The sequence below is a fragment of the Amycolatopsis sp. NPDC049688 genome (assembly GCF_040674975.1).
Lineage (GTDB): Bacteria > Actinomycetota > Actinomycetes > Mycobacteriales > Pseudonocardiaceae > Amycolatopsis.
Genome location: NZ_JBFANY010000003.1, coordinates 1 through 17,908 on the forward strand (window position 1 = coordinate 1; position 17,908 = coordinate 17,908).

At 72.3% G+C, this 17,908-nt stretch carries 16 protein-coding genes and 1 pseudogene; 7 read left to right on the forward strand and 10 right to left on the reverse strand.

The genetic code is table 11. The features are described 5' to 3' along the window. A pseudogene (locus AB0J55_RS11150) lies at nucleotides 1-94 on the reverse strand (TetR/AcrR family transcriptional regulator); the annotation flags it as partial. A 26-nt stretch (nucleotides 95-120) separates the two neighbouring features. Between AB0J55_RS11150 and AB0J55_RS11155 the strand changes: the two are divergent. The 3 genes from AB0J55_RS11155 to AB0J55_RS11165 are packed head-to-tail and all read left to right on the forward strand — an operon-like array spanning nucleotide 121 to nucleotide 4,035. Further along, nucleotides 121-2,301, forward strand: a complete 2,181-nt coding sequence (locus AB0J55_RS11155) for a YcaO-like family protein (protein WP_364246050.1) — start codon at nucleotides 121-123, stop codon at nucleotides 2,299-2,301. Nucleotides 2,302-2,309: 8 nt separating this feature from the next. Further along, on the forward strand, nucleotides 2,310-3,554 hold the full coding sequence (locus AB0J55_RS11160) for an MFS transporter (RefSeq protein WP_364246052.1): 1,245 nt from the start codon (nucleotides 2,310-2,312) through the stop codon (nucleotides 3,552-3,554). Next, nucleotides 3,547-4,035 carry a GNAT family N-acetyltransferase gene (locus tag AB0J55_RS11165; RefSeq protein WP_364246055.1) on the forward strand — a complete coding sequence of 163 codons (489 nt, stop codon included), beginning with the start codon at nucleotides 3,547-3,549 and terminating at the stop codon, nucleotides 4,033-4,035. The genes AB0J55_RS11160 and AB0J55_RS11165 overlap by 8 nt, the downstream gene beginning before the upstream one ends. A 96-nt stretch (nucleotides 4,036-4,131) precedes the next feature. Here the strand turns inward: AB0J55_RS11165 and AB0J55_RS11170 are convergent, their stop codons facing one another. From AB0J55_RS11170 to AB0J55_RS11200, 7 genes are all read right to left on the reverse strand, one after another. Further along, the gene (locus tag AB0J55_RS11170) at nucleotides 4,132-4,890 is read right to left on the reverse strand and encodes a hypothetical protein (protein ID WP_364246057.1); all 759 of its coding nucleotides are present in this window, start codon (nucleotides 4,888-4,890) and stop codon (nucleotides 4,132-4,134) included. 137 nt (nucleotides 4,891-5,027) lie between these two features. Continuing rightward, nucleotides 5,028-6,464 (reverse strand): glycoside hydrolase family 3 N-terminal domain-containing protein, encoded by a 1,437-nt coding sequence (locus AB0J55_RS11175; RefSeq protein ID WP_364246060.1) that lies wholly within the window; start codon nucleotides 6,462-6,464, stop codon nucleotides 5,028-5,030. A 4-nt stretch (nucleotides 6,465-6,468) separates the two neighbouring features. Then, a complete protein-coding gene (locus AB0J55_RS11180) occupies nucleotides 6,469-7,299 on the reverse strand; it encodes a carbohydrate ABC transporter permease (protein WP_003096592.1) in 831 nt (276 codons plus the stop codon). After that, the gene (locus tag AB0J55_RS11185) at nucleotides 7,296-8,282 is read right to left on the reverse strand and encodes a sugar ABC transporter permease (protein ID WP_364246064.1); all 987 of its coding nucleotides are present in this window, start codon (nucleotides 8,280-8,282) and stop codon (nucleotides 7,296-7,298) included. The genes AB0J55_RS11180 and AB0J55_RS11185 overlap by 4 nt, the downstream gene beginning before the upstream one ends. Continuing rightward, nucleotides 8,279-9,583, reverse strand: coding sequence for a sugar ABC transporter substrate-binding protein (locus tag AB0J55_RS11190; protein ID WP_364246067.1), 1,305 nt, complete (start codon nucleotides 9,581-9,583; stop codon nucleotides 8,279-8,281). Before AB0J55_RS11190 ends, AB0J55_RS11185 begins: the two co-directional genes overlap by 4 nt. 301 nt (nucleotides 9,584-9,884) lie before the next feature. Continuing rightward, on the reverse strand, nucleotides 9,885-11,684 hold the full coding sequence (locus tag AB0J55_RS11195) for a TIM barrel protein (protein ID WP_364246069.1): 1,800 nt from the start codon (nucleotides 11,682-11,684) through the stop codon (nucleotides 9,885-9,887). Next, nucleotides 11,674-12,522 (reverse strand): shikimate dehydrogenase, encoded by an 849-nt coding sequence (locus AB0J55_RS11200; RefSeq protein ID WP_364246072.1) that lies wholly within the window; start codon nucleotides 12,520-12,522, stop codon nucleotides 11,674-11,676. Before AB0J55_RS11200 ends, AB0J55_RS11195 begins: the two co-directional genes overlap by 11 nt. 112 nt (nucleotides 12,523-12,634) lie before the next feature. Here AB0J55_RS11200 and AB0J55_RS11205 point away from each other — a divergent pair, with 112 nt between their 5' ends. Continuing rightward, nucleotides 12,635-13,276, forward strand: coding sequence for a TetR/AcrR family transcriptional regulator (locus AB0J55_RS11205; protein WP_364246075.1), 642 nt, complete (start codon nucleotides 12,635-12,637; stop codon nucleotides 13,274-13,276). A 137-nt stretch (nucleotides 13,277-13,413) separates the two neighbouring features. Then, nucleotides 13,414-14,721: an MFS transporter gene (locus AB0J55_RS11210; RefSeq protein WP_364246078.1), complete on the forward strand. Its 1,308-nt coding sequence runs from the start codon at nucleotides 13,414-13,416 to the stop codon at nucleotides 14,719-14,721. On the opposite strand, the gene AB0J55_RS11215 is transcribed toward AB0J55_RS11210, so the two are convergent. Together AB0J55_RS11215 and AB0J55_RS11220 are read right to left on the reverse strand one after the other, a co-directional pair. Continuing rightward, a complete protein-coding gene (locus AB0J55_RS11215; protein WP_364246081.1) occupies nucleotides 14,718-15,059 on the reverse strand; it encodes a hypothetical protein in 342 nt (113 codons plus the stop codon). The two genes, AB0J55_RS11210 and AB0J55_RS11215, sit on opposite strands and share 4 nt — an antisense overlap. After that, nucleotides 15,060-15,797, reverse strand: a complete 738-nt coding sequence (locus AB0J55_RS11220; RefSeq protein WP_364246084.1) for an FHA domain-containing protein — start codon at nucleotides 15,795-15,797, stop codon at nucleotides 15,060-15,062. Nucleotides 15,798-16,086: 289 nt separating this feature from the next. On the opposite strand from AB0J55_RS11220, the gene AB0J55_RS11225 reads away from it, so the two are divergent. Together AB0J55_RS11225 and AB0J55_RS11230 are read left to right on the forward strand one after the other, a co-directional pair. After that, entirely contained in the window at nucleotides 16,087-16,782 is a 696-nt protein-coding gene (locus tag AB0J55_RS11225) for a hypothetical protein (protein WP_364246087.1), read from the forward strand. Next, nucleotides 16,779-17,906: a hypothetical protein gene (locus tag AB0J55_RS11230; RefSeq protein WP_364246090.1), complete on the forward strand. Its 1,128-nt coding sequence runs from the start codon at nucleotides 16,779-16,781 to the stop codon at nucleotides 17,904-17,906. Before AB0J55_RS11225 ends, AB0J55_RS11230 begins: the two co-directional genes overlap by 4 nt. Nucleotides 17,907-17,908: the final 2 nt, after the last annotated feature.

Sequence of the window (17,908 nt, forward strand, 5' to 3'; positions counted from 1 at the left end):
TGAACGCGCTTTCCTCGGTGACCGCCACGACCTCGGCGAACAGCGTCGCGCGGTCGCCGAACTGCTCGTAGACGGCCTGGCGCGAGACGCCGGCGCCCGTATCCGACAAGGGGGTCCGCCATGCTGTCCGACGACGTCCGCCTCGAACTGACCGGGATCGAGGTGCACGACCTCGAACCGGCGTTGTGCCTGCTGATCACGCCGAACGGCGGCCAGTACCGGATCACCGCGCCGGCCGGGGAGTTCCGCGCGTGGCTCGCGCGCTGCGACGGCACCCGCACCCGCGCCGAGCTGCTGTCCGGAATGGACCCCGCCTACGCGGAGGTGCTCGACGTCCTGGCCGACGACGGCAGCCTGCGCCCCGTCGCGGACCCCGCCGGCGCCCGGAACCCGGCCACCACCACCGTTCTCATCGCCGGCACGCCGGAGCTGACCGTGCCCCTCGGGCGGATCCTCGCCCCGGCGGGCTACGCGCGAGTCGAAACCCTCTCGGACTTCGACGGCCGCCCCTTCCCCGCCGACCCGGCCGACACCGTCGTCGTCGCCGCCTTCACCCACCCGGCGTATTCCGAACTCACCGCGCTCGACGCCTACTGCGCGGACCGCGGGCTGCGGCTGCTGCCCTTGCGCTGTGAACGCGGGCAAGGCGTCGCCGGGCCCGCGATCACCCCCGGCGGCCCCGGACCCGACTTCGCCGACGTGCTCGCCCGCCGCCGCGCCGCGGCTCTCGACCCGCGCGTGCTCGACGCCTTCGCCACCGCCACCCCGCCGTCCGGCCGCCGGTTCCGCCCGGGCGACGCCCAGTGGATGCTGACCGTGCTGGCCGTCCAGCTCGAGCGCTGGCTCGCCGGCGAACCCGCCGAGACGACCACCGGCGAGCTCGAGCTCGACCCCGTCCGGCTGAGCGTGCTCCCCCGGCCGGTGCTGCCGCTGCCGGACCGGCCCCGGCCGGTCGACGCGCGCGGCTCGCGGCCCGGGCTGCTCGTCGACGACCGGACCGGGATCGTCACGGCGGTCCACGAACTCCCGCCCGCCCAGGGCATGCCCGCCCGGCTGAAGGTGTGCGCCGTGGACGTCGCGGACATGCGCCGGGTCGTCGACTGGCCCAACGACCGCCAGGCGTTCGGCACGTCCTGGCACGACTTCGACCTCGCCCGCGACTCCGCGATCGGGGAAGCCGTCGAGCGCTACTGCGGCAGCTGGCTGCCCCCGGAGCGCGAACTCCGGCGCGCGAGCTACCGGCAGCTGTGCCGCGACGGCGTGCCCGCGCTCGACCCGCGCCGCCTGAACCTGTACTCGGCGCGGCAGCACGCCACTCCCGGCTTCCCCTTCCAGCCGCTGACGCCCGACACGGACTGCACGTGGCTCGAAGCGTTTTCCCACACCACCGAGGAAGAGCTGTGGATCCCCGCCTGCCTGGTCTCCTCCGAGGCCGACGGCGGGCGCTTCACCGATCCCCTGATCGCCGGGCTGGCCAGCGGCACCAGTGAAGAACACGCGGTCACGTCGGGGCTGGAGGAGGTCCTCGAACGCGACGCGACCATGATCTGGTGGGCCAACACCCCGCGCCTGCGCCGGCTGCCGATCCCGGCCGAGCTGCAGGCGCTGATCGCCGACACCACCGGCACCTACGACGTCACGCTGATCCCGCTGGACAACGAGTTCGCCGTCCCGATCGTCGCCGCGGCCGTGTTCGACCGCACCCGGCGCTGGCTGTCGATCGGGTTCGCCACCCGCCCCGACGCGTTCGAGGCGGCCAAGAAGGCGCTGGCCGAAGGGTTCACGCTGCACCACACCTGCCTCGCCCTGGACGACGAGCACGAGCTCGCCGGGATGCAGGCGGACCTGCCGCACCTGGGCAACCTGAAGCCCTACCGCGCCGACCGGCGCTACCTCGACTCCTACCGCGAGGACTTCGGCGACGTCGTGGACCTGTTGTGCCAGCAGCAGGTCTACCTCGACCCGCGGGCCGCGACGCGGGTGGCGCCGTGGGTGCGCGACCTGCCGGTGCGTTCGTGGGAAGGCCTGCCCGCACTGGGCGAGCGGCGGCTGAAGGCGTACCAGGAACGCGTGGAAGAGCGCGGCTTCGAGGTGATCAGCGTCGACCTGACCACCCGGGACGTCGCCGCCGCCGGGTTCCGCGCGGCGCACACGATCGTGCCGGGCCTGGTGTCCAACTTCCCCGCCGGGTTCCCCTACTGGGGCGACGGCCGGATCCGGCGCGCCGCCGTCGACCTCGGCTGGCGGTCCGCGCCCCTGCCCGAGGAACGGCTGAACACCTTCCCGCTCCCGCACGCGTGAGGACGGCGATGACGGTCACCGAACTGCTCGGCCTGCCCCGCACCCGCGGGCGGCGGCCCCTGGTCGCCGCCCAGGCCGTCGACGCGCTCGGCACGGGCTTGTTCCTGCCGTTCGCCGTCGTGTACTTCCACGCGGCCAAGGGCCTCCCCCTGACCGCGGTCGGCGGGGCGTTGTCGGCTGCGGCGCTGCTGGCGCTGCCCGCGGGACCACTCGCGGGACCGCTGGTCGACCGGCTCGGCGCCCGGCGGGTCGTCGTCATCGCGAACCTGCTGCGGGTGCTGACCTTCGCCGGGTACGTCGTCGCGGGCTCGCTGTGGCAGCTGGTGGTCCTGGCGGCCCTGACCTTCTGGGGCGAGGGCTTGTTCTGGCCCGCCTCGAGCGCGCTCGTGGCGCAGGTGGCCGACGACGGCCAGCGCGCCCGCTGGTACGCGATGGACCGCGCGCTGCGCAACGTCGGCATCGGCGCCGGCGGGCTGGCCGGCGGTGTCCTCGTCGCCTGGGGCGGCGTGGGCGGCTACACGGCGATCGTGCTGGCGAACGCGGCGACGTTCCTGGTCGCGGCCGGGCTGGTCGCCTCCTGGCGGGGGTCGGCCGCCACGCCCGCGCCGTCGGCCAGGGAACCGGCGGCCCGCGCGGGCTACCGGGCCGTGCTCGCCGACCGGGCCTTCCGGCGCGTGCTGGTGACGGTGTTCGTGTTCGCCCTGTGCGACCTGGCGTTCACCGTGCTGCTGTCGGCGTACGTGATCGACACCCTCGGCTTGCCGTCGTGGCAGCCGGGCCTGCTGTTCGCCCTCAACACCGTGCTGGTGGTGGCCGGGCAGACGGTGGTGGCGAGCCGGCTCGAAGGCCGTGGGCAGCCGCGGGTGCTGCAGGTCGCCGCCGCGGTGTGGGCCCTGTCGTTCCTGCTGTTCGCGGTGGTGCCCGCGGCCGTGCCCGGCGCGGCGATCGCCGTGCTCACGGTGGCGACCGCGGTGTTCACCGCCGCCGAACTGCTGCAGGCGCCGACGAGCAGCGCCCTCACGGTCGCGCTGGCCCCGCCCCACCTGCGGGGGCGGTACTTCGGGCTCGAAGAGCTGCTGTGGGGCGCGGCCCGGGTCATCGCGCCGGTGACGTTCACGGCGTTGCTGGCGGGGAGCGCGCTGCTACCGTGGCTCGTGCTCGCCGGGTGCTGCGGCCTGGCGTTCGCCGTGCTGGCCGGGCTGAAGCCGGCGGCGGCGCGGGTGGCCGAAGCGAAGGAGCCGGCGGGTGCGTGACCGGTGGGACGAGCTGGCGGAGGCGTACCTTTCGGTCTACCGCGAGCCGCCGTACGGCGAGGACGCCGCGGACGCGGCCCGCTTCCGCGAAACCTTGGTGCGGCACTCGGCGCTGCCCGGGTTCGCCCTGGCGACGGTGCGCGACGGCGAGGCGCTCGGCGGGTTCGCCTACGGCGTCGGCCACGGACCCGGCTGGTGGCACCCGGCCGCGGCGACGCCGGCCCCGCGGTGGCTCTCCGGCGGTTCGCTGTTCTACGTCTACGAGCTCGCCGTCCTGCCGGCTCTGCGAGGACGCGGGCACGGCGGCGGGTTGCTGCGCGACCTGCTGGCCGGGCGGCCCGAGCCCTTCGCGGTCCTCGCGGCCGCGCCCGCGGCGCCGGCGTACGCGATGTACCTGCGGTGGGGCTGGGAGCGGATCGGGGCCCTCAAGCCGGGTCCGGCGTTGCTCGCCCGGCCGTTGAACGCCCGGGTGCCTGGCTGAAACCACGAACGGGCCCCTGCCCGGGACGGGGCAGGGGCCGGTTCGGCGGTGGTCCCGGCCGGGGATGGTGGCCGGGCTGGTTCCGTCGTCAGCGGGTCAGTGGTTCACCTTGAACCACGGCTGCGACCAGCCGAGGTAGGTCTGGCCCCACTTCTGCTTGATCTGCGCGATCGTCGTCTCGGTGTAGCTGCCGTAGCCGTTGATGTCGTTCGACAGGAACTTGCCGCCGCCGATCGAGATCATCGTGTGCCCGGCACCGCTGCTCTTGAAGAACGCGAGGCCGCCGGCCGGGACCTGGTAGTCACCCGGGTGCTTGAACGACGCCGGGATCTGGGTCCAGTGGATGTAGGCCGTCTCCGAGCCCGAGGCGGACCAGCCGTAGTTCTGCGCGTTGATCCGGTCGCACCAGCCCTCGTAGGAGTCGAGGTCGTTGGTGTGGATCCGGGACTTCGCCTTGGTGACCGCCTCGGCGCAGGTGTTCGGGTCGCCGGTGCCCGCGGTGGAGCAGGTCAGCGTCGAGCCCGCGCAGTCCGGCGCGACGCGGCCGTCGGAGCCGGTGTAGACGTAGGCGTCGCTGACGTAGCCGTCGCCCACCTTGTCCCAGATGTCCGACGTGCCGTACTTGCCGTCGACCGTCGAGCCGTTGGTCTGGCAGCTGATGGTCACGGCGGTGCCGTCGGCGATGGAGCCGACCGAGGCGCCGCTGGTGCTCGGGGTGGCCCGCACGGTCAGCGCGGCACCCGAGTCGGTGTGCACCGTGCCCGATGCCGCGAACGCCGGGCCCGCCCCGGCGACCACGATCGCCGCGGCGATGCCGGCCACCCCGGCCATCCGCTTCACGATCCCCATGTTCATTGTTCCGTCCTCCAGTTTTCCGGTGTGGGAACAGCATGGGGACCGCCGGTACAAGGCCCGTACAAACCGCGGGCGGGGTTCTGGAGTTGCGGCAAAGCGGACGAAACCCCGCTCGGTGAGCGGGGTTTCGTCCGGTTTCAGGCGAGATGTTCCGCGGCGGCGCGCAAACTGACCCACGAGCCGCTGAACGTGTCGATCCGCGGGCCGTCGCCCGCGGGGCCCGGCACGCCGGTTTCCACCCGGATGAACTCCACAGTGGACAACGCGGCCAGCAGCGCCCGCACCTCCGGGTGCCGGTGCGCCTCCCGCGTGACCACGACGACGCTGCGGAACTCCCGCGCCGCTTCGAGCACCGCCTCGGCGTCGTCCGGGGTCGCGGTCATCGCCCGCGTCCCCGGCACCAGCTCGGCCAGGTGCGCGCCGAGCCCCCACGGCATCGGTCCGGCGGCGATGGTCGGCTCGGTCTGGACGTCGACCACCAGCGGCGGCCCGTCGAGCCGCGGCTCACCCTGCACCCGGAGCGCCTTGCGGGCCGCTTCCAGGCCGAGCCGCCGGTCCACCGGGCCCACCGAAGCCGGCGCCGGGTCGGTGCCGAGCGCCGCGGTGCGCGCGGCCGCCTCTTCCAGCCGGTCCAGGGGCAGCTCCCCCGCTTCGACGGCGGCCACGATCGCCGACACGCAGGCGTCCAGGTGCTCGGCCTCGAAGGCCGCACCCCCGAGACACAGGGCATCGGCTCCGGCGGCGAGGGCCCGCACGGCCGAGCGGCCGAGACCGTCGTGCTTGCCGTACGCGCCGGACACCGCGCCCATTTCCAGGGCGTCGGTGATCACCGCGCCGGTGAAGCCGAGCTCGCCGCGCAGGACGCCGGTGAGCGCGACCCGGTTGAGCGTGGCCGGCTCGTCACCCCAGGCCCGCACGACCAGGTGGCCCGACATCACCGAGCGCACCCCGGCCCGGATCGCCGCGGCGAACGGGACCAGCTCGATCTCCCGCAGCTCTTCGACGGTCCGCGGCAGCACCGGCAACGCCACGTGCGAGTCCTCCGTCGCGGCGCCGTGTCCCGGGAAGTGCTTCGCGCAGGCCGCGACCCCGTACTTCTGCAGGCCGGTGACGTAGGCCGCGACGTGCGGGGACGCCTTCGCCGGGTCGGACCCGAACGCCCGGACGCCGATGATCGGGTCCTCGGCCGCCAGGGTCAGGTCCGCGCAGGGTGCGAGGTTGAGCGTGACGCCGCAGGCCGCCAGCCGTTCGCCGAGCGCGGCCGCGACGGCCGTGGTCAGCTCCGGGTCGTCGGCCGCGCCGAGGGCCAGCGGGCCGGGCACGAACGAGCCCGTGTTCACGTCGAGGCGGGTGACGTCGCCACCCTCTTCGTCGATCCCGACCACGACCCCGTCGCGTTCACCCCGCAGCTGCGCGGTGAGCGCGGCGACCTGCTCGTCGTCGACGACGTTGCGGCCGAACAGCACCACCCCGCCGAGGCCGCCGGCGATCCGCCGGCGCAGCCAGTCCGGCGCGGTGGTCCCGGCGAACCCGGGCAGGAGGACGGCCTCGGCGAGCTTCTCGGGAGAACTCAACGCCCTACCCCTTCACGGCGCCGGCGGTCGCGCCGGACACCAGCTTGCGTTGCACGAGCAGGAAGAAGATCAGCGCCGGGATCGCGTAGATGACCGACGCGGCCATCACGCCGCCCCAGTCGGTGGCGAACGCCGTGCGGAACGACGCCAGCCACACCGGCAGGGTCTCCTTCGGCTTGTCCTGGATGAAGACCAGCGCGAACAGGTACTCGTTCCACGCGGTGATGAAGCTGAACACCGACGTGGTGACCAGGCCCGGGCCGAGCAGCGGCAGCGTCACCCGGCGGAACGCGCCGGTCTGGCTGCAGCCGTCGATCATCGCGGCCTCCTCCAGCTCGTACGGGATCCCGTTGACGAAGCCGTAGAGCATCCACACCGTGAACGGCAGCGTGGTGGCGAAGTAGATCAGCAGCAGCGACGGCAGCGTGTTGAGCAGCCCGGCGTCCCGCATCAGCAGGAACAGCGGGATGAACAGCGCCGACACCGGCGCCAGCTGCGCCACCATGACCAGCACCAGGAAGCCCTTGCGGCCGGTGAACCGCAGCCGCGACAGCGGGATCGCGGCGAGGGTCCCGGCGACCAGTGCGCACAGCACCGACCCGACCGTGACGATCAGGCTGTTCATCAGGTAGGTCGGGAAGTTGTCCTTGCCCAGCGCGGTGGCGAAGTTGCCGAAGGAGAACGACGTCGGGATGAGGTCGTACTTCGGCGAGAGGATCTCACCGGGCGTCCGCAGGGACGTCACGAACATCCAGTACGTCGGGAAGAGGATCAGCAGCGCCACGACCACGCCCACGACCGAGAGCGCGATCCGCTGCGGCAGCGACTTCCTCACTTGAGATCACCTTCCGGGGTCCGGACCAGCAACTGGATGTACCGGCCGGTGATGAGCGCGAGCACGATCAGCATCAGCGTGGCGATCGCCCCCGCCGCGCCGAAGTGGTTGCCCGCGATGCCCTTGAGGTACAGCACGACGGCCAGCGTGGTGCTCCCGCCGTCGGGGCCGCCCTCCCGGATCGCCCAGATCTGCGCGAAGGCGTTGAAGTCCCACAGCACCGACAGGAACGTCACCATGGTGGTGATCGGCCGGATGGCGGGCCAGGTGACCGCGCGGAAGGTCTGCCACGCGCTGGCGCCGTCGATGCCGGCGGCCTCGTACTGCTCGCGCGGGACGCCGATGATGCCCGCGTACAGCGAGAACGTCACGAACGGGACGGCCTGCCACACGATGAGCAGGCCGATCACGGTCAGCGTGCTGGCGCCGCTGGAGAACCACGAGAACCCGATGAAGCCGGGGAAGCCGAGCCGGTCCAGGGTCTTGTTGAGAATCCCGTACTGCTCGTCGAAGATCCACTGGAACACCGTGGTGGTGGCGATCACGGGGGTCGCCCACGCCAGCACCAGCGTCACCTGGACCATGATCCGCACGACCGGGCCGAGGTGGCGCATCAGCACCGCCAGCAGCAGGCCGCCCAGGATGGTGGCGGCCACGATGGCGGCGGTGAAGACCAGCGTCCGGACGGTGACCGTCCAGAACTCCGGGTCCGACAGGGTGTTCGTGTAGTTGTCGAAGCCGATCCAGATCGTCTTGCCGGAGACGAGCTGGCCGATGTCGAGCTTGCGGAAGCTGATCGCGAGCACCTGGACCAGCGGCCAGGCGAGCAGCACCAGGATGGCCGCCAACGCGGGGAGCAGGAGCAGGTACGGGAGCACCCGGTCGCCGAACCGGCCCCGCCTGCGCCGCCTGATCCCCGGGTCGCGCGGCGATGCCGGCGGGGTCGCCCCCGCCGGCATCGTCACGTTCGCGGTCGCTGTCATCCGCCGATGAGCTTGTTCAGCGCTGCGTTGGCGTCGGCGGTCGCCTGGTCGAGCGTCTTCTTGCCGGTCAGGTACGCGGTCAGCATGTCCTTGATCGGGTTCTGGCCGGACTCGACGTCACCCCACTTCGGGCTGGCCGGGACGGCCTTGCCGTTGGCGGACGCCTTCGCCATCACGCTGCCCAGCGGGTCCTTGTCCAGGCCGGTGAGGTCGGTCGAGGTGCCGGGCACGACGCCGGCGGCGGCGAGCTGGCTCTGGTACTTCGCGCTGGAGAGCAGCTTGATGTACTCCTTGGCGGCGGCCGCGTTCTTGCTGTTGGCCGGGATCGCCAGGTTCGAACCACCCAGGAACACCGGGGCGCTCTGGCCGGCGGTCTTGCTCGGGATCGCGAACGCGCCGGTCTTGGCGGTCAGGCTCGGGTCGGTCTTCGCCGCCGTCGCCAGCTCCCACGGGAGACCGATCATCATGGCCACCTTGCCGGCGCCGTAGACGGTCGCCTGCTGCGGCTTGGCCTCGTCGGCGTCCTTCGGCGCCTTGGTGGCGGAGGTGTCGACGAGCTTCTTGTAGAAGTCCAGGCCGGCCTTGGCCTCGGGGGTGTCGAGGGTGGCCTTGTAGTTCTTGCCGTCGGCCTTGGCGATGTCACCGCCGTTGTCCCAGATGAACGACAGCAGCGCGTACCAGTTCTGGCCCGGCATGTACAGCGGCTGGAAGTCGGGGTCGGAGCCGAACTTGGTCTTCAGCTTGCCGATCGCGTCGATCCACTCGTCGTTCGACGTCGGCGTCTTGGTGATGCCGGCCTGCTCGAACATGTCCTTGCGGTAGATGACCTCGCGGTTGGCCGCGTAGAACGGGACACCGTAGGTCTTGCCGTCGTAGGTGCCGGAGTCCGCGAGGCCCTTCAGCCACTGGGCGCCGTTGAAGCTGTCCTTGTCACCGGAAAGGTCGGTCAGGACGCCGTCCTGCGAGGCGAACGCCGCGGTCTGCGTGTTGCCGATCTCGATGACGTCCGGCGGGGTGCCGCCGGCCAGCGCGGTGGTCAGCTTCTGCTGGATGCCGTCCCACTGCTGGACTTCGTACTTGACCTTGACGCCGGGGTGCGCGCTCTCGAACTCCTTGTTGAGCGCGTCGGTCAGCGTCGCCGGCGCGGAGCCCGTCATCAGCCAGACCGTGACCGTGCCGCTGAGCTGCGCGGGAGCACCGCTCGACGAAGCGGCCGTGTCCGAGCCGCTGGAGCCCGCGCAGCCTGCGGTCGCGAGGGTGAGTGCGGCGGCGCCCGCCGCCAGCTTGAGCCAGCGTTTCACTCGATGCCGTCCTTTCGATGCCCGGCCACCGTGGCCAGGCGCCCCAAATGGTGTAGACCAATGTTGGGGTTAGAGTGGTACGTACCACAGGCCCTGTCAAGGCGGTTGCCGGAACGTTGTAAACGCATGCGAGGAGTAGCCGGGCGGTTACACGTGAGGCGGGCGGTGCGCCAGAAGTCGTCCGGATAGGAAGGTGTCCCGGACGTTTTTCACCGCCTGCGCACCGGAATCCGGCGCGCCCGCGGTGGCGGGGCACGACGAAAACCGCCCCGGGAAAGGGTTCCCGGGGCGGCGGTGGCGGTCAGGCCGGCGTTTTCACCGATGGCACCGCATGTCGCCGGGCGCGGTGCGCGGCCATCCGCACCGGCGCGTTCGCCACCCCGTACCCGCGGTACCCGCCGATCCGCTGCACCACCTCGAAGAACACCCGCGCCCCGGCCAGTGCCGTGTAGAAGTGCAGGAACTCGCCGCCGGAGTCCCGGTCGTAGAGCACCGAGTGCGCCCGCAGCCCGGCCAGGCGCCCGGCCGGCAGGTCCAGGCGCGCTTCGAGGTCGTCGTAGTAGTTGGCCGGGATGTCCAGCAGCGGCGCACCCGCGGCCCGCATCGCCGCGGCCGCCGCGAGAGCGTCGGTGCAGGCGAAGGCCACGTGCTGCGGTTCGGGGACCGCGGGCGCCCATTCGCCGCGGCGGACCAGGGCGCTGTCCAGCGTCAGCCGGACCTCCCCCGCCGCCACCGCGCGGCTGCGCACCAGCCCGAACGGCGCCGCGAACTCGGCCGCCGGCGACGGCGTCAGCCCGAACACCGACCGGTAGAACAGCGCGGCCTCGTCGAAGTGGTCGAAGGGCTGGGTGAGCGCCACGTGATCGATTCCGAAAACCCCGGCGCCGGCCGCCGTTTCGCCGGTCGGCACGAAGTCGTCGCGCCAGTCGTCGCCGCACAGGAACACCTGGGTGCCGTCCGGCGCCGCCACCGCGGCCAGGTCGGCCTCGCGCGGGCCGTGCACCCGCGGCAGGACCGGCGCGAGCAGGGCTTCGGCCCGCCGGGCCGAGCGGGCCGGGTCGGCACTGGCCAGGGCCACCGCGCCGACGGCACCGTGTGCCGCGCCGCCCTCGTTGACCACCACCCGGGCGTCGCCCTGCTCCCACAGCTCGACCGGCTTGGTCCGGTGCACGCCGGTGCGCGCGAAGCCCAGCGAGGCGAGCACCCGCCCGCCGCCCGGGTCGGTGACGACCTCGGCGAACGCGTGGCCGCTCAGCGCCGGGGCGGGCGGCAGGTCCCGCACGCCGAGGGATTCCTCCAGCGCCAGCAGGGACCGCATCGCGTCGACCGCGGCCGGCCGCGGGTCGGCCTGGCGGAAGACGTCGTTGAAGACCTCCAGGGACAGCGGGCCGCGGTAGCCCGCGGCCAGCACGTGCCCGGTGAACGCCGTCAGGTCGAACTCGCCCTGGCCGGGGAAGAGCCGGTGGTGGCGGCTCCACGGCAGGACGTCCATGGGCAGGCGCGGGGCGTCGGCGAGCTGCAGGAAGAAGATCTTCTCGCCGGGGATCGCGCGGATCGGCGCCGGGTCGTGGCCCTTCGACAGGATGTGGAAGCTGTCGAGGCAGATGCCGAGCGCGGGGTGCGCGGCGCGGCGCACGATGCGCCAGGCGTGCTCGTACCCGCTGACGTGCCGTCCCCAGGCCAGGGCTTCGTACGCGATCCGCATCCCCCGCTGCTGCGCGAGGTCCGCCAACGCGTGCAGCTGTCCGGCGGCGAGTTCGTCGTCGTCGATCGCGTCCGGGGAGACCGACGAGCAGACCAGCACGGTGTCCGTGCCGAGCTCGGCCATGACGTCGAACTTGTGCCCGGCGCGGCGGAGGTTGGCCGCGTGGATTTCCGGCGGGACGGCCTCGAAGTCGCGGAACGGCTGGTAGAGGTCGATCGACAGGCCGAGATCGGCGCAGCGCCGACGGATTTCGGCCGGGCTCGACGGGGACACCAGCAGGTCGTTCTCGAACAGCTCGATGCCGTCGAACCCGGCCGCGGCCGCCGCGGCGAGCTTGTCTTCGAGGGTGCCGGACAGGCAGACGGTGGCGATCGCGGTACGCGGTTCAGGCGGCACGGGCGGCCTCCCCTTCGAGGGCGTCGAAGTGCCGCAGCATCCGCGCCGGATCCGGGTCGACGCCGGTGAACAGCCGGAACGACTCGGCGGCCTGCAGCACGACCATGCCGCCGCCGTGCAGCACGCGGCAGCCGCGGGCGCGGGCGGCGGCCAGCAGGGCGGTCTCCAGAGGCCGGTAGACGATGTCGGCGACCCACAGGTCCGGGCGCAGCAGCTCGGCCGGCAGCGGCGAGCCGGGGTGGGCGGCCATCCCGGTCGGGGTGGCGTGGACCAGGCCGTCGGCGCGGCGCACCGCGTCGAGGCCGCCGGTCCCCGCGCGCCCGGCGCCGAACCTGCGCCGCAGCGCCTCGGCGAGGTTCCCGCTGCGCTCGCGGTCGACGTCGTGGATGGTCAGCCGGCCGGTCCCGAGCGAGAGCAGCGCGTGCGCGACCGCCGCGCCCGCTCCCCCGGCGCCGAGCAGGACGACGTCGTCGAGCCGGACGTCCGGCAGGCCGCGGCGGAGGCTGCGGGCGAAGCCGGTGGCGTCGGTGTTGTGGCCGACCGCGCGGTCGTCGCGGAAGACGACGGTGTTGACCGCGCCGAGGGCGGCGGCTTCCGGGGAGAGCTCGTCGAGGTGCTCCAGGACCAGCTGCTTGGCCGGGTGGGTGACGTTGAGCCCGTCGAACCCGGCGAGCCGGGCGGCGGCGAGGACGTCGGCGACCGGGCGGCGCAGCACGTCGAGGTCCAGCAGGCGGTAGACGTAGCGGAGGCCGAGCTCGTCGGCCTCGCGTTCGTGCAGCGCCGGGCTGGCCGACGGGCCGATGCCCGAGCCGACGAGCCCGATCAGGTAGCTGGTCAAGCGTGGCCTCCGGATTAATGTACGAACTAGTACGTTCACGTTAGCGCGGCGGCGGCTCCCGCGAAAGGGCTGGGCTAGAGTGAGGCGGTCGACCTGCAGCGGAGGGAGCCCGGTGGCCGCACCATCGTCGGAAGCCGAGCGCCAGCGCGACAAGGAACGCACCCGCGCCGACATCCTCGCGGTGGCCACGCGCGAGTTCGCCGACAAGGGCTACACCGGCGCCCGCGTCGACGAGATCGCCGCCCGCACCAGCACGACCAAGCGGATGATCTACTACTACTTCGGCGGCAAGGAACAGCTGTACATCGCCGTGCTGGAGCAGGCGTACTCCGCGATCCGCGCCTTGGAGCAGCAGCTCGACGTCGAACACCTCGACCCCGAGGACGCCCTGCGTCAGCTGGCCGCGTTGACGTTCGACCACCACGAAGCCAACCCGGACTTCATCCGGCTGGTGAGCATCGAGAACATCGAGAACGCCCAGCACCTGGCCCAGTCGGAGATCCTGTCCGGCCTGGCCGACCCGGCCCTCGGCGCGCTGAAGGTGGTCCTCGAGCGCGGCCGCGCGGCCGGCCGCTTCCGCGACGCCGACCCGCTGGACGTCCACATGGTGATCAGCTCGTACTGCGTGTTCCGCCTGGCGAACCGCCACACGTTCCAGGCGATCTTCGGCCGCGACATGCTGGACCCGGCCCGCCGGGAGCACTACCGCGCGATGCTGGGCGACCTGGTGATCGACTACCTGACCGCGCGCTGAGCTCCCCGCTCCGCCCGGCGAAAAGGATCTCTTGACACCCGGGGTCGGCTCTCGCACTCTTTATTAACTAACTAGACCGTACATTGCTTCCCCGCCGAGTCTGAGCAACGAAGCACGGACGTCAGGAGCACCTCCCCGTGACCGGATCGATGCCCCGCAAGGCGGCGCTAGCCGCCTGGATCGGCAGCGCGCTCGAGTACTACGACTTCTTCATCTACGGCACCGCCGCCGCGCTCGTGTTCTCCAAGGTGTTCTTCCCCGCCTCCTCCCCCGCCACCGGGACCCTGCTGGCCCTGGCCACCTTCGGCGTCGGGTACCTCGCCCGGCCGGTCGGGGCCTTCGTGCTCGGGCACGTCGGGGACCGGTTCGGGCGCAAGCGGGTGCTCGTCTTCACCCTGCTGCTCATGGGTTTCGCGACGTTCTGCGTCGGCTGCCTGCCGACCTACGCCGGCGTCGGTGTCCTGGCCCCGGTGCTGCTGGTCGTCCTTCGCCTGCTGCAGGGGCTTTCCGCCGCCGGTGAGCAGGCCGGGGCCAACTCGATGTCGCTGGAACACGCCCCGGAACACCGGCGGGCCTACTTCACCAGTTTCACTCTGAGCGGCACGCAGGCCGGGCAGATCCTGGCCACCGCGATCTTCCTGCCGGTCGCCGCGCTCCCCCAGGCGCAGCTGCTCAGCTGGGGCTGGCGGGTGCCGTTCTGGGGCAGCGCGCTCGTCGTCGTGGTCGGGTTCGTGATCCGCCGCAAGCTCGACGAGACGCCGGTGTTCGAACGCACCGAGGTCGCGAAACTGCCGGTCGCGATCCTGTTCCGGCACCACTGGGCGGACGTCCTGCGCGTGGTCGTCGCGGCGACGATCGCCTCGGTCAGCACGATCTTCACCGTCTACGCCCTGAGCTACGCGGTCAACACCATCGGACTGGCGCGCACCCCGATGCTCTGGGTCGGCGTGCTCGCGAACGTCGTCGCGCTGGCGGCGATTCCGCTGCTGGCCGGGCTCGCCGACCGCGTCGGCCGCAAACCGGTGTTCATCGCCGGCTGTCTCGCCTGCGGGGTGCTGATCTTCCCCTACCTGTGGTCGATCTCGATCGGCTCGTACGCGCTGCTGTTCGTGCTCGGGATCGTGCTGTTCGGGGTGGCGTACTCCGGCGTCAACGGCGTCTGGCCGGCGCTGTACGGCGAGATGTTCAGCGCCCGCGTCCGCCTGTCCGGCATGGCCATCGGCACCCAGATCGGCTTCGCGGTGGCCGGGTTCGCCCCCAGCGTCGTGGCGGCGATCGGCTCCGGCAAGCAGGACTGGCTCGGCGTCGCGATCTTCACCGCGGCGGTGTGCGCGGTGGCGGCGCTCGCCGCGGCGACGGCCCGCGAGACCTACCGCGTGCCGACCGCGGAACTCGGCGGCGCGGCACCCGCGGCGCCCCTGGTTCCGTCCACTGTAGACGGCTAGAGGGGAACGCCCACCGCGGCGGCGAGGGCGCGCACCGCGGTCCACAGCCCGGCGCCGGCGGTCGCGAGACCGCCGGCGTCCCGGAGCAGGTCCCGGACCTTCGCGCCCGCTCCCCGCCCGCCGTGCACGACGTCCCGGTCGACCTCGTCGAGGGCGTCGTGCACGGCTTCCTTCGTGGCCGCCGGCAGCCGGGCCGCGTCCAGCTCGCCGCGGACCGCCCGCACCAGCCCGGCCACCTGCCGGGGGTCGAGTCCACCGTGGACGGTGTTGATGTCGCCGTGCACGGCGTTGTTGACCGTCCCGGCCCGCACGTCGCCGTGGAAGTGGATGCCGTCCATCTAACGCCTCCGGTGCCGCGCGGCCTTGGCCAGCACCAGGCCGATCATCGCGACCACGCCGCCCAGCCCGAACAGCGCGAAGCCCACCGCGCCCAGCGGCACGCCGTCGAAGACGTCCGGGCCCAGCAGCGACGGCGGCGTCTCGAAGCCCGCGCGGGAAACCGCCTTGGCGAACCGGAAGATCACCGACGCCCAGATCGCGAACCCGGCCAGCATCATCAGCAGCCCCAGCACCATGACCGCGCGGCCGGCGCCCCGCCCGGTGGCCAGTTCCGAGATCAGCTGCCCTTCGGGGGTACTGAATTCGTAGTGCCGCCGGTTGTCGTAGCTGTGGTTGACGTCGCGCCCGGCGTTGTTGATCGTCCCGGCCGACACGTCGCCGAACGAGACACCCCCGGAGCGCTGCCACGTCCGGGTGGCCGCCACCGGCGACGTCCCGTCGGAGTAGACGGCGCTGATCGGCCCGAATTCCAGCCGGTCCCCGTGCCGCAGCGGGTGGTCCTGCCCGGCGGCCAGCCGCCGCCCGTTGAGCCGGGTCCCGTTGCGCGACCCGGCATCGGAGACCCAGGTGCCCCGCCCGTCGCGGCGGACCCAGGCGTGCCGCAGCGACACCTGGTCCGAGTACAGCCGCAGGTCCGCCTCGGGCCCCCGCCCGACCAGCCACGAACCCCGCCGCACGGCCAGCCGCGCGACGGCCCCGTCGAGCGTCTCGATCCTCGCCTCAGCCTGCCCGGCCATCGGCCCTCCTCCCGCCGCACGGCGTCTTCGCGAAGGAAGAGCCGCCGGGCGGGGGCGGGAATATAGGACGAACGGGTGAACCCGGTCAGGCCTTCGGGGCCGATCGCGACCTTACAAACCTTCCTCGTAGTCCTCCACGGCGACCAGCGCAACCGTCTCGCCGTGTCTGGGGGGGCGGCCCACAACCATTCTCCATCCCCGCCGACAACCGGCGAACCACTGATCAGCTCGAAGTTTCGTCAAGAGCTGTTACGATCACAAGGTCACGATTCCGGACGACGGGAGGACTGTGATCGCGAAACCCCCACCGGCATTCTTGCCGGGCCGCCCAGACCGCGTGCGGATTTCCTTCAGTGTCCTGCTGCGGCTCGTCGAGGACGACGGTTTCGTGTTGTTCGACGCACCCAAACGCCCGGGCGCCTTCGGACCACCGGGCGGTGTCGTCAAGTACTTTCCCCCGGCTGGGCGAATCCTGGAGAGCCTGGGATTCCAGCCCGAACGCACCGGCTCTCCCCAGCGCAAGCTCAGAGCGGACCTTCGCGGCATCCTTCCGGCCGGCGCGCTCCGCCGGTTCCGCGTCTGGTTCGCGTCCGGAGCGTACCGCGAGACCGCGGATGAATGCCTGCGCCGCGAACTCTGCGAAGAGCTCGCCGAAGTCGGCATCCACGGACTGGATGAGGTCGTTTCAGAATTGAAGTTCACCTCCGTTCGGACGATACAGGAGGGTCCCCATTCTGTGCCGGGCAAAAATTACCGGCAATTACGTGGATTCGATGTGCGCGAGCTGGCAATGACCAATTCAGCGGCTCGCCGGCTGAACAGGACGCTGGCGGACGCAGCCACGGACGACGCATATCCCGGTGTCCTGCTGGCCGGCTTCGACGACATCGCCCACGGCCGCCTCGATCGCGCCCTCATCGCCCCGCAGAGCGCGTTCCTCCTCGGTCCGGCACGGCTCGCCCCGGACCTGCCGCCGCTGCGATGACCAACCCCGAACCGCACATCGCGGAGCTGCGCACCCCCTCCCGGAAACGTCCCCTCGGCGCGGTCCGGCTCGGCCTTCCGACGGTGAACCCGGTCGAACCGCCCGACGAAGCTCCCGAAGGGCTCAGCTTGGTGGAGTTTCGCCAGCAGTACAGCCTGGAACCCATCGGACGCCGCGCACGGATCGCCGCCACGTACTTCATCGCCGGCTTCTCGGACCCACGGGTGCGCGTCCGGGAGCTGTCCGGCATGACCGCCGGTCCCGCCACCGAACTGGTCGTCTCCGAACTGCCGCAGGGCTGCGGCTGGCTCGCCGGTGATCCGCTGGGGGTGACTCCGGCGCCTCGAACCGGCGAAGTCCGGGCCAAGCTGTGGATCCCCCGAGACCGAGCAGAGCTGTCCGGGGTCAGCCGATTCGACAGCACGATCCTGCGTCCCGCCTGGCACCGCCGGCGGCTGCACGCCGGCATCGGGCCGGTTCCCTTTTCCGTGGCTCTGCCGCCCGGGTGGGCGAGGCGCCCGCTGCCACCGCCCCGGCCCGTCAGCAACCGGAAGCCGGCCGTGCGCCTGTGCATGGCCGCCGACACCGCCTCCTACCGCCGCTTCACCACGAGCGAAGCCGCGCGGACGCAGGAACGGCTAGTGACGGTCCTGGCCGAAGCGAGGCGGGCTGCCGGAATCCCGGAGGCGGAGGTCGACCTGCAGCCCTCCGGCGACGGCCAGTTCGCGATCCTTCCGACCGGTCTCGACGAGACGGTCGTCATCCCCCGGCTCGTCGACGGGGTCCGCACCGCGCTGGCCACGGTGAACGCGGATTTGAGCGATCGAGCCCGGCTGCGACTGCGGGTCGCGCTGCACCGGGGCCACGTCGCCCCCGGGGTGAACGGCTGGGTCGGCGCGGTCACCGTCGCCGTGCACCGGCTGCTCGACTGCGCGCCGCTGCGGATCCGGCTCGAACGGGACGGGTCCGCCGACTTCGCACTGATCGTCTCGGACGTGGTCTTCGCCGATGTCATCGCCACCGGCGGCGGTGACCTCGATCCGGTCGGCTTCGAGCCGGTCGACGCGGTACTGCCCGACAAGGATTTCGCCGAGCGCGCGTGGGTGCACACACCGCGGCCGTGAAG

What these genes read in the sequence shown, in the direction of transcription:
- AB0J55_RS11220 (WP_364246084.1), bottom strand. Translation starts at nt 15,797, where the DNA reads ATGGCCGGGCAGGCTGAGGCGAGGATCGAGACGCTCGACGGGGCCGTC.
- AB0J55_RS11215 (WP_364246081.1), bottom strand. Translation starts at nt 15,059, where the DNA reads ATGGACGGCATCCACTTCCACGGCGACGTGCGGGCCGGGACGGTCAAC.
- AB0J55_RS11155 (WP_364246050.1), top strand. Translation starts at nt 121, where the DNA reads ATGCTGTCCGACGACGTCCGCCTCGAACTGACCGGGATCGAGGTGCAC.
- AB0J55_RS11185 (WP_364246064.1), bottom strand. Translation starts at nt 8,282, where the DNA reads ATGACAGCGACCGCGAACGTGACGATGCCGGCGGGGGCGACCCCGCCG.
- AB0J55_RS11230 (WP_364246090.1), top strand. Translation starts at nt 16,779, where the DNA reads ATGACCAACCCCGAACCGCACATCGCGGAGCTGCGCACCCCCTCCCGG.
- AB0J55_RS11170 (WP_364246057.1), bottom strand. Translation starts at nt 4,890, where the DNA reads ATGAACATGGGGATCGTGAAGCGGATGGCCGGGGTGGCCGGCATCGCC.
- AB0J55_RS11160 (WP_364246052.1), top strand. Translation starts at nt 2,310, where the DNA reads ATGACGGTCACCGAACTGCTCGGCCTGCCCCGCACCCGCGGGCGGCGG.